Source organism: Ruegeria sp. AP12, from assembly GCF_056540025.1.
The window spans coordinates 1-529 of the sequence record NZ_JBQFVZ010000332.1 but is presented as its reverse complement, the minus strand read 5'-3'; the positions used below and the strand labels follow the sequence as shown (position 1 = coordinate 529).

General features: G+C 62.2%; 1 protein-coding gene. It reads left to right on the top strand.

All coding sequences use genetic code 11. From position 1 onward, the window contains the following. The coding region (locus ACR0E6_RS23050; protein ID WP_480587803.1) for a helix-turn-helix transcriptional regulator at positions 1-466 on the top strand (466 nt) is incomplete at its 5' end. Positions 467-529 lie beyond the last annotated feature (63 nt).

Genomic DNA, 529 nt, shown 5'->3' with positions numbered 1-529 from the left:
CAACCTGACCACGGCCGAGCTTGAGGCACTGAACCTCGGAATGGCCATCGTCGCCGAAGCAGCTGACCCGGACCTGAAAGCCGCAGCCGAGTCACTCGCAGAAAAGATTGACGCCGTCCTGCCCACGCAGGTTGTGGCCGAGGCCGATACTTGGAAATTCGCAGTCTACCCCTTCGCCGATGCCGCGCGCGGATTGGCACATATGGCCCCGCTCCGCGCCGCCATCAAATCCCGCCAGAAGCTGCACTTGTCATACCGCCGCATCGACGGCACCTTGACCGAACGCACAATCCGCCCCCTCCATATGGAGTATTGGGGCCGCGTCTGGACCCTCACCGCATGGTGCGAGCTGCGCAACGGCTTTCGCGTTTTTCGCATCGACCTGATCGAAACCGTCACACCCCTGCCCGAGCTATTCGCAGACGAGCCGGGGAAACGCCTAAGTGACTTCGATCCACACGGGTGATCCGCCCTTCATCTGGCTAAAAATATCCCCGCCGGAGGCATGGCCCGGAACGGGCCATTCTGG